This window comes from Methylobacterium dankookense (assembly GCF_902141855.1).
GTDB classification, from domain to species: Bacteria; Pseudomonadota; Alphaproteobacteria; order Rhizobiales; family Beijerinckiaceae; genus Methylobacterium; species Methylobacterium dankookense.
The window spans coordinates 1-7,201 of sequence record NZ_CABFVH010000095.1; the positions used below are offsets into that span (position 1 = coordinate 1).

General features: G+C 67.4%; 10 protein-coding genes and 1 pseudogene. 7 read left to right on the forward strand and 4 right to left on the reverse strand.

All coding sequences use genetic code 11. The annotated features are described in order from the left end of the window. Positions 1–240: 240 nt before the first annotated feature. Entirely contained in the window at positions 241–672 is a 432-nt protein-coding gene (locus tag MTDSW087_RS29365; RefSeq protein ID WP_144769273.1) for a MarR family winged helix-turn-helix transcriptional regulator, read from the forward strand. Positions 673–786: 114 nt separating this feature from the next. Here MTDSW087_RS29365 and MTDSW087_RS29370 read toward each other — a convergent pair whose 3' ends face one another. Then, a complete protein-coding gene (locus MTDSW087_RS29370; protein WP_238179831.1) occupies positions 787–1,161 on the reverse strand; it encodes an acyl-CoA thioesterase in 375 nt (124 codons plus the stop codon). Between the two features lie 168 nt (positions 1,162–1,329). Here MTDSW087_RS29370 and attM point away from each other — a divergent pair, with 168 nt between their 5' ends. The 5 genes from attM to MTDSW087_RS29395 all read left to right on the forward strand — a co-directional run bounded on the left by attM (position 1,330) and on the right by MTDSW087_RS29395 (position 5,100). Beyond that, the gene (attM, locus tag MTDSW087_RS29375; protein ID WP_144769276.1) at positions 1,330–2,115 is read left to right on the forward strand and encodes an AttM family quorum-quenching N-acyl homoserine lactonase; all 786 of its coding nucleotides are present in this window, start codon (positions 1,330–1,332) and stop codon (positions 2,113–2,115) included. A 22-nt stretch (positions 2,116–2,137) separates the two neighbouring features. After that, positions 2,138–2,983, forward strand: coding sequence for a fumarylacetoacetate hydrolase family protein (locus MTDSW087_RS29380; RefSeq protein WP_144769278.1), 846 nt, complete (start codon positions 2,138–2,140; stop codon positions 2,981–2,983). A gap of 1 nt (position 2,984) precedes the next feature. Then, positions 2,985–3,770, forward strand: a complete 786-nt coding sequence (locus MTDSW087_RS29385; RefSeq protein ID WP_144769280.1) for an SDR family NAD(P)-dependent oxidoreductase — start codon at positions 2,985–2,987, stop codon at positions 3,768–3,770. Between the two features lie 20 nt (positions 3,771–3,790). Next, on the forward strand, positions 3,791–4,216 hold the full coding sequence (locus MTDSW087_RS29390) for a cupin domain-containing protein (protein ID WP_144769282.1): 426 nt from the start codon (positions 3,791–3,793) through the stop codon (positions 4,214–4,216). Positions 4,217–4,329: 113 nt separating this feature from the next. Continuing rightward, entirely contained in the window at positions 4,330–5,100 is a 771-nt protein-coding gene (locus MTDSW087_RS29395; RefSeq protein WP_144769283.1) for an SDR family NAD(P)-dependent oxidoreductase, read from the forward strand. 41 nt (positions 5,101–5,141) lie between these two features. Here the strand turns inward: MTDSW087_RS29395 and MTDSW087_RS29400 are convergent, their stop codons facing one another. Continuing rightward, complete coding sequence (locus tag MTDSW087_RS29400) at positions 5,142–5,651, reverse strand: MarR family winged helix-turn-helix transcriptional regulator (protein WP_238179833.1); 510 nt, start codon at positions 5,649–5,651, stop codon at positions 5,142–5,144. Positions 5,652–5,832: 181 nt separating this feature from the next. Between MTDSW087_RS29400 and MTDSW087_RS29405 the strand changes: the two genes are divergently transcribed. Continuing rightward, positions 5,833–6,072 (forward strand): Lrp/AsnC family transcriptional regulator, encoded by a 240-nt coding sequence (locus MTDSW087_RS29405; protein ID WP_144769287.1) that lies wholly within the window; start codon positions 5,833–5,835, stop codon positions 6,070–6,072. Between the two features lie 93 nt (positions 6,073–6,165). Here the strand turns inward: MTDSW087_RS29405 and MTDSW087_RS29410 are convergent, their stop codons facing one another. After that, on the reverse strand, positions 6,166–7,029 hold the full coding sequence (locus MTDSW087_RS29410) for an alpha/beta hydrolase (RefSeq protein WP_144769289.1): 864 nt from the start codon (positions 7,027–7,029) through the stop codon (positions 6,166–6,168). 89 nt (positions 7,030–7,118) lie between these two features. Beyond that, positions 7,119–7,201, reverse strand: a pseudogene (locus tag MTDSW087_RS29415) (IS5/IS1182 family transposase); the annotation flags it as partial.

The window sequence follows — 7,201 nt, forward strand, 5'->3', positions numbered from 1 at the left end:
GCGCCACCACGCGCAGGCTGCCTAACCTCTCAACCAAGGTGGACCAGAGCCTCCGTTCCTGAGCACCGCAAACCGTCTCAAATCATCTGACGACGGACAATCGGGGCCCAAGGCCGTCGCATCCGGATCGTCCCGCGCGAGCGGGACGACGCTACCCCGGGTCAGGAGAGCGAAGGCCCGAAGCCGACCGCGCCACCCGATGGGGGCGATGCGGCTGAGGGGCGCGACAGCCGCATCGCCGTGCGAACGTGGCTGCGCCTCCTCGCCTGTTCGACCCTCATCGAGAACGAGATCCGCTCGCGGCTGCGCGAGCAGTTCAACTCCACGCTGCCGCGCTTCGACCTGCTCGCCCAGCTCGACAAAGCCGAGGACGGGCTCGTTCTGAGCGAAGCCTCGAAGCTGCTGATGGTCTCCGCCGGTAACGTCACGGCAGTTGTCGAGAAGCTGCTGGCCAGCCGCTTCATCACGCGCCAGCAATCGCCGAGCGACCGTCGCGTCCAGATCATCCGCATTACCGAGGCCGGCAGGGCCACCTTTAGGGGCATGGCCGAGGCGCATAATCGCTGGATCGAAGAGCTCTGTGCCGATCTGTCCGACAGCGAGGTCGTCACCCTGATGGAGCACCTCAACCGGCTCAGAAGCTCGGTCCAGGAGCGCATCGCTCCGCGCTGACCATCCTCTGGCCCATCGTCCCACGTCGCAGAACGCGACCAGGGATGTCGCGCCATCATCCGTGATCCCAGGATGATCGGAGGACGGCGCGTTGTTTGCTCCGACGACGCGGGCCTACGGCACCGGCCGTGATCGGCCATCGGCGTCGAGGGCTACGGAGACGAACAGCGCCTCCACGACGCGCCGCTGCTCGCCACCGGACGGGCTGGCGGCGAAGCCGTCGAGCTTGAGCCGCATCGAACTGCGTCCGACCGATTCGACTTCCCCGTAGATCGAGAATTCCTCGCCGACCCTGAGGGGTGCGAGGAAGCGAAGGTTCTCCACTGCGACTGTGGAGCAAGCCCCTCGCGCCCGCCGCATGCCGAGCAGCCCAGCAGCTTTGTCGAGCTCGGCCATGATCCACCCGCCGAACACGCCCCCGTTGAGATTGGCCTCGGAGGGAAGCGTCAGGGTGCGCACCAGAGGAAGGGCTGCGGCGGATGCATCCATGGAGCATGCTTTCGGTGGGCGTTCGAGCGTGAGCGGACCTTAGGGCACGCCCCGGTCCCCAACAAGCTTCAACATTGAAGTTTCTCTTGACAAGGGGCGCACTGAGCGCTCATCTCTGATAAAGTTGAAGCTTGAAACAATGGTCCCTCAGGACCGCGGGGAGGAACGGTGTCGGATATCCGCCTGCATCTCTTCCAGACCGGCACCCTCGGCTGCCGCCGTCAGGACATCTATCTGAATCAGGGTCTCGGTGAGCCCTACGAGATTCCGGTTCCCTGGTACCTGATCACCCATCCCAGGGGGCATGTGGTGATCGACGGCGGGTTTCCGGGGATCTGCGCGACCGACCCGCAGGCCCATTGGGGGCCCATTGCGGACGTGTTCGTCCCCCGGATGCAGGCCGGCCAGGATTGCGCCGCGCAGATGCGGGCGGCGGGGTTCGACCCGGCGGATGTGCGCACCGTCCTTCTGTCCCACCTCCATCTCGACCATACCGGCGCGATCGGCATGTTCCCGAATGCTCGCCACGTCGTGCAACGCGCCGCGCTCGACTACGCGCTGGCGCCAGACTGGTTCTGCGCCGGCGCCTTCGTGCGGGCCGATTTCGACCGGCCGAACCTCGACTGGTGCCTGCTCGACGAGGCGTGGGGCGACTTCTTCGATCTCTACGGCGACGGTGCGATCACCTGCATCCGCTCACCCGGTCACACGGTCGGCCACCAATCCTTCCTCGTGCGCTCAGGCATCGGCGCGACGCTGCTCGCGATCGATGCCGCCGACACGATGGACCACTGGGAGCACCGGGCGCTGCCCGGTGCCGTCACCTCGGTGACCGACGCCGTGCGCTCCGTCGCCAAGCTGCGTGCCGTCGCCGACCGAGCCCAGGCCCGCGTCATCCCAGGGCACGACCCCGACCTCTGGCCGACGCTGGCCCAGCACCCCGCCTTTTACTGACCCGCTCATTTGGAGACAGGCCATGAAGCTGCTGCGATATGGAGAGCCCGGCGCCGAGCGCCCCGGCCTCCTCGATGGGGAGGGCCGCATCCGCGACCTCCGGGACCACGTTCCCGACATTGCCGGACCGTTCCTGTCAGACGAGAGTCTCGCTCGGCTGCGCGCCCTCCATCCCGAGAGCCTACCCCTCGCGGACGGGACTCCGCGGATCGGCGCCTGCGTCGGCGCCATCGGCAAGTTCGTCTGCGTCGGCCTGAACTACGCCGACCACGCCGCCGAGATCGGCAAGGCTCCGCCCGAGGAGCCGGTACTGTTCATGAAGGCCACCAGCGCGGTCTGCGGCCCGAACGATGCGGTCGAGATCCCCCGCGGCTCCGAGAAGACCGACTGGGAGGTCGAACTCGGCATCGTGATCGGCCGCCGCGCCAAGCACGTCACGCAAGGAGAGGCGCTGGATTTCGTCGCCGGTTACTGCGTCGTCAACGACGTGTCCGAGCGCGCCTTCCAGTCCGAGCGCGGAGGCCAGTGGACCAAGGGCAAGAGCGCCGACACCTTCGGTCCCATCGGACCCTGGCTGGTGACGCGCGACGAGGTGCCCGACCCGCAAGCGCTCGGGCTCTGGCTCGACGTGGACGGCACCCGCCGCCAGACCGGTACCACCGCGCGGATGATCTTCGGCGTGGCCGAGCTCGTCAGCTACATCAGCGGGTTCATGACGCTCCACCCCGGCGACGTCATCGCCACCGGCACGCCTCCGGGTGTCGGACTCGGCCAGAAGCCGCCGGTCTTCCTGCGGGCCGGCCAGACCATGCGACTCGGCATCGACGGGCTCGGCGAGCAGCGCCAGGCCGTGATCCAGGGGGCATGAGATGAGCGCGTTCACCGACCTCAAGGGCAAGGCCGCTCTCATCACGGGCGGCAGCCGCGGCCAGGGCGCGGCCCAGGCCCGCCTGCTGGCTCAGTCCGGCGTCGCCGTCACGATCTGCGACGTGCTGGCCGAGCAGGGCGAGGCTTACGCCGCCGAGTTGCGTGATGAGGGGCTAGACGCACAGTTCCTCGCCGCCGACGTCACGTCGCCAGAGGGATGGAGGACGCTGGTCTCGGCAGCCGTGACTTGGCGTGATCGCCTCGACATCCTCGTCAACAATGCCGGCATCATCAACCGTACCGGCGTGGCGGCGACCGACCTCGACGCCTGGAACCGCGTGCTCGCCGTCAACCTCACCGGCGCCTTCCTCGGCATCCGCGCGGTCGCGCCCGCGATGCGGGCCTCGGGGGGCGGCAGCATCGTCAACATCGCCTCGAACTCGGCCTTCTCGGGTCATGCCGACCCGGCCTACACCGCCAGCAAGTGGGGCCTGCGCGGGCTCACCAAGACCGCAGCGATGGAACTCGTGGGCGACCGCATCCGCGTCAATGCGGTCTGCCCCGGCCTCGTGGTGACGGGCCTCAACAAGGACTCGCCCCACCTCGCCCCGATGATCGGCCTGACACCGATGGGCCGGCCGGGCGAGCCCGACGAGGTGGCCCGCCTCGTCCGCTTCCTGGCGAGTGACGAGGCGAGCTTCATCACCGGCGAGGATTTTGTGATCGACGGCGGCTTCACCGCGGGCGCCGCCTATCGCCGCGTCGCCGTCGAAACCGGCCTTCTATGACCATTCCGAGGGAGACACCCATGTCCGAGAACCTGAAGCCCATCGTCACCCGCGCGGGCGAGGAAGACACCAGCACCGGCCAGTCCGGCGGCGCGATCCGGGTCTCCGGTGTCAGCCGGCAGCACACGCCCGCGACGCGCATCTGGTTCGGCAAGGTCAGCAACGCGCCGGGCTACCGCTCGCTGCCGCACCACCACGGTGAGGCCGAGACCGGCGGCTACGTGCTGAAGGGCAAGGCCAGGATCTACTTCGGTGCGGACTATGCCGAGTACATCGACATGAGCGAGGGCGACTTCGTGTTCGTGCCGCCATTCATGCCGCATGTCGAGGTCAACATGAGCACCACCAACGATCTCGTGTGGCTGACCACGCGCACGCCCGAGAACATCGTCGTCAACCTCGACGAGGTCGATGACGCGAGCCTGGTCGGCTATCGCCGCGCCTGATCCCCGGCGCGTCCGCCCCGAGACTGACGTGCCCCGCGCAGGCCCGGACCGCCCTCGTGCGGCGGCCCGGCGCGGAGCACGATAAAGCCTATATCGCACCGACCGGAGGCCCCATGCAGAACCCCGCGCATCCGAGCAGCACCCGACATGTCCTCGTCACCGGCGGCGGTCGCGGCATCGGCCGGGCCATCGCGACGGCCTTCAAGGAGGACGGGGCAACCGTCAGCATCATCGGCCGGGACCGCGCCGCTCTCGACGCCGCCCTGGCCACCGCGGTGGCGGATCGCGCCTACGTGGCGGACGTGACCGACCCCCATGCCGTCGAGGCGGCCATCCGCGAGGCCGAGGGTGTGGCGCCGATCGAAGTTCTGGTCGCGAATGCCGGCGCGGCGGAATCCGCCCCGTTCCTGAAGCACGATCCGGCCCTGTTCCGCCGGATGTTCGACGTCAACGTCGTCGGGGTCGTGAACGCTGTCCAGGCCGTCCTCCCCGGAATGCTCGCGCGCAAGAGCGGGCGCATCATCGCCATCGCCTCGACCGCAGGCCTCAAGGGCTATGCCTACGTGTCGGCCTACAGCGCCGCCAAGCACGCAGCTATCGGTCTGGTGCGGTCCCTCGCCCTGGAAGTCGCGCGGGACGGCATCACGGTCAACGCCGTGTGCCCCGGCTTCACGGACACCGACTTGGTGGGCGAGAGCCTTGAGCGGATCATGCAGAGCACCGGCCGGGATCGGGCCGCCGCCCTTGCTTCCCTGACCAAGCACAATCCTCAAGGCCGGCTGGTCGAGCCCGGCGAGGTGGCCGATGCGGCCCGCTGGCTCGCCGGCCCGGGGGCTGGCTCCGTCACGGGGCAAGCGATCACCGTGGCCGGCGGCGAGCTGTAGGACAATGGCACGGGTGCGTGCCGACGGCGTTGCCGAAACGGCTACTTCTCCAGCCTCGCCTGAAGCCCGTGCTTGAGCTTGGTCAGCGTGCGGTCCAGAGCCGTGATCTCCTCGGCTGAGAGCGCCGAGAACAACTCGTTGATCCAGTCGGCATGGGCGCTCGCCATCACCTTGAACGCCGCGCGTCCCGCATGGGTCATCCGGATGCGCTGGACGCGCTTGTCGTTCGGATCGGGGTCGCGGACGATGTAGCCCGTCTTCAGCAGCCCCTCGGTGATGGCCGTGATGTTGCCGGCCGAAACCATCAGCCGCCGCGACGCCTCGCCCAGGACGAGACCGTCCTCCGCCTTGTCGAGCTGAGCCAGGAGATCGAAGCGTGGAAGCGTGAAGTCGAACTCTTCCCTCAATCGCTTGCGGATTTCGTTCTCGATGAGGGTCGAGCAACCGAACAGACGCAGCCACGCGCGCAATCCGAGCTTCGGATCATCACGGGAGAGAGCGTCGGGACCCTCGGTCTCACTCTGCGCCAAAAGAGCCGCGGACTGCGCCACACTCCAGTCCCTCGATAGCTTGGTCCGTCCCCTAGTTGAGGATATAACCGACCCACTTGAAGGATACCACCCATCCCAAACTGGCCTCGGTGCCTCGGGTTGTGGCAGCCCCCGGCGCGACCGAAGCTCTCCGCCGTTTCGAACGGAGCGAGCCGGACGCATCCTAAGAAGGAGCTTCTCGGTGAAGACGTTTTTCGTCCAGATCAAATGTGAACTGGGGAAGACCTACGACGTGGCCGATCAGCTCGTCCACAGGAGTATCGCATCGGAAATCTACTCGACGGCCGGGCACTTCGACCTCATCGCGAAGTTCCACGTTAACGACTCGGTCGAGATCGGCCAGTTCATCGCCGAGAATGTTCAAAGCTTGAACAACATCCGCGATACCGAAACGATCGTCGCCTACCGGGCGTTCAGCTGAGGCATCCGCCCGCAGGTCGCCTCGTCGCGTCGAAACGCCACCCCGCCATTGGATATGGCGGCGGGGTGGCGCGGGTCTCGGCGTCGAACCGGTTCAGCGTTGCGCGACTGAGGCAGACAGCGCCTGTGCCAGGGTGCCGTCCGGCTCAGACAGGCTGAGCGCGATATCGAAATGCTGGTAGCCCTGCATCGCGACCGCTCGGCCCTCGTGCCCCCTCGCCTGCCACGCCGCGAGATACTCCTCGGTCTGCCGCTTGAACTCGGACGACTCGATGCCGCCGACCGTCGCCAGCAGGTCGGCGCTCGAGCGAGGGGGGATCATCGCGATGGGGCTGTTGCGCCGGGCCCCGTGGAGGTCGAGCTTCATCCACTCGTTCACATGCGTGAGCAGCAGCGGCTCCAGATCGTAGATGCCGCTGAGGAGCAGCGCCGAGCCGACGACGTCCTCCGGCACTCCGAACGGCCGGTGCCATCCCTCGGCCAGGAGCATCCCACACAGATGGGCACCCGCCGACGAACCGCCGACATGGATCCGGTTCGTGTCCAGCCCGTGCTCCCGTCCGTGCCGATGCAGCCACGCGACCGCCGCGCGCGTCTGCCGCACGATCTCGTCCAGGCTGACATGCGGGACGAGCGAATAATCGACGACTGCGACCGAGATCCCCCTGGAGACCAAGCCGAGTGCGACGAAGGAATTGTCGTCCTTCGACAGGGCGCGCCAGTAGCCTCCGTGCAACCAGACGAAGACCGGTGTGTTCTCCCCGGCGCTGAAGAGATCGAGCGCCTGCCGGGACGTCTCGTCGTAGACCAGTGTCTTGTAATCGGGGAACTCGGCGCGGGCGCGGGCGGAGGCCTCGACGTACTTGGCATATTCCGCGTCGAAACTCGCGACGCTGGACCGTGCGTTGTAGCCTCGATCCAGCGTCGCCCTGTCGATGCCTCGATAGGTTTCCGTCATTGAACGACCATCCTCGCGATATCGGTGCCGGGAGACGGGCAAGTGATCGCCCGGCCCGGTACGGATGCCTTGCCTAGGTCGCGGACTCATTAAGTTCGCAGCCAGACCCGCAGGGCTGCGAGCTTGACGCTGGCGAGGAAGTTGTCGGGGTCCTTGTCGTAGCGCGTGGCGA

Coding starts and splice junctions, on each gene's coding strand:
- MTDSW087_RS29390 (WP_144769282.1), top strand. CDS start 3,791: ATGTCCGAGAACCTGAAGCCCATCGTCACCCGCGCGGGCGAGGAAGAC.
- MTDSW087_RS29380 (WP_144769278.1), top strand. CDS start 2,138: ATGAAGCTGCTGCGATATGGAGAGCCCGGCGCCGAGCGCCCCGGCCTC.
- MTDSW087_RS29385 (WP_144769280.1), top strand. CDS start 2,985: ATGAGCGCGTTCACCGACCTCAAGGGCAAGGCCGCTCTCATCACGGGC.
- MTDSW087_RS29410 (WP_144769289.1), bottom strand. CDS start 7,029: ATGACGGAAACCTATCGAGGCATCGACAGGGCGACGCTGGATCGAGGC.
- MTDSW087_RS29370 (WP_238179831.1), bottom strand. CDS start 1,161: ATGGATGCATCCGCCGCAGCCCTTCCTCTGGTGCGCACCCTGACGCTT.
- MTDSW087_RS29395 (WP_144769283.1), top strand. CDS start 4,330: ATGCAGAACCCCGCGCATCCGAGCAGCACCCGACATGTCCTCGTCACC.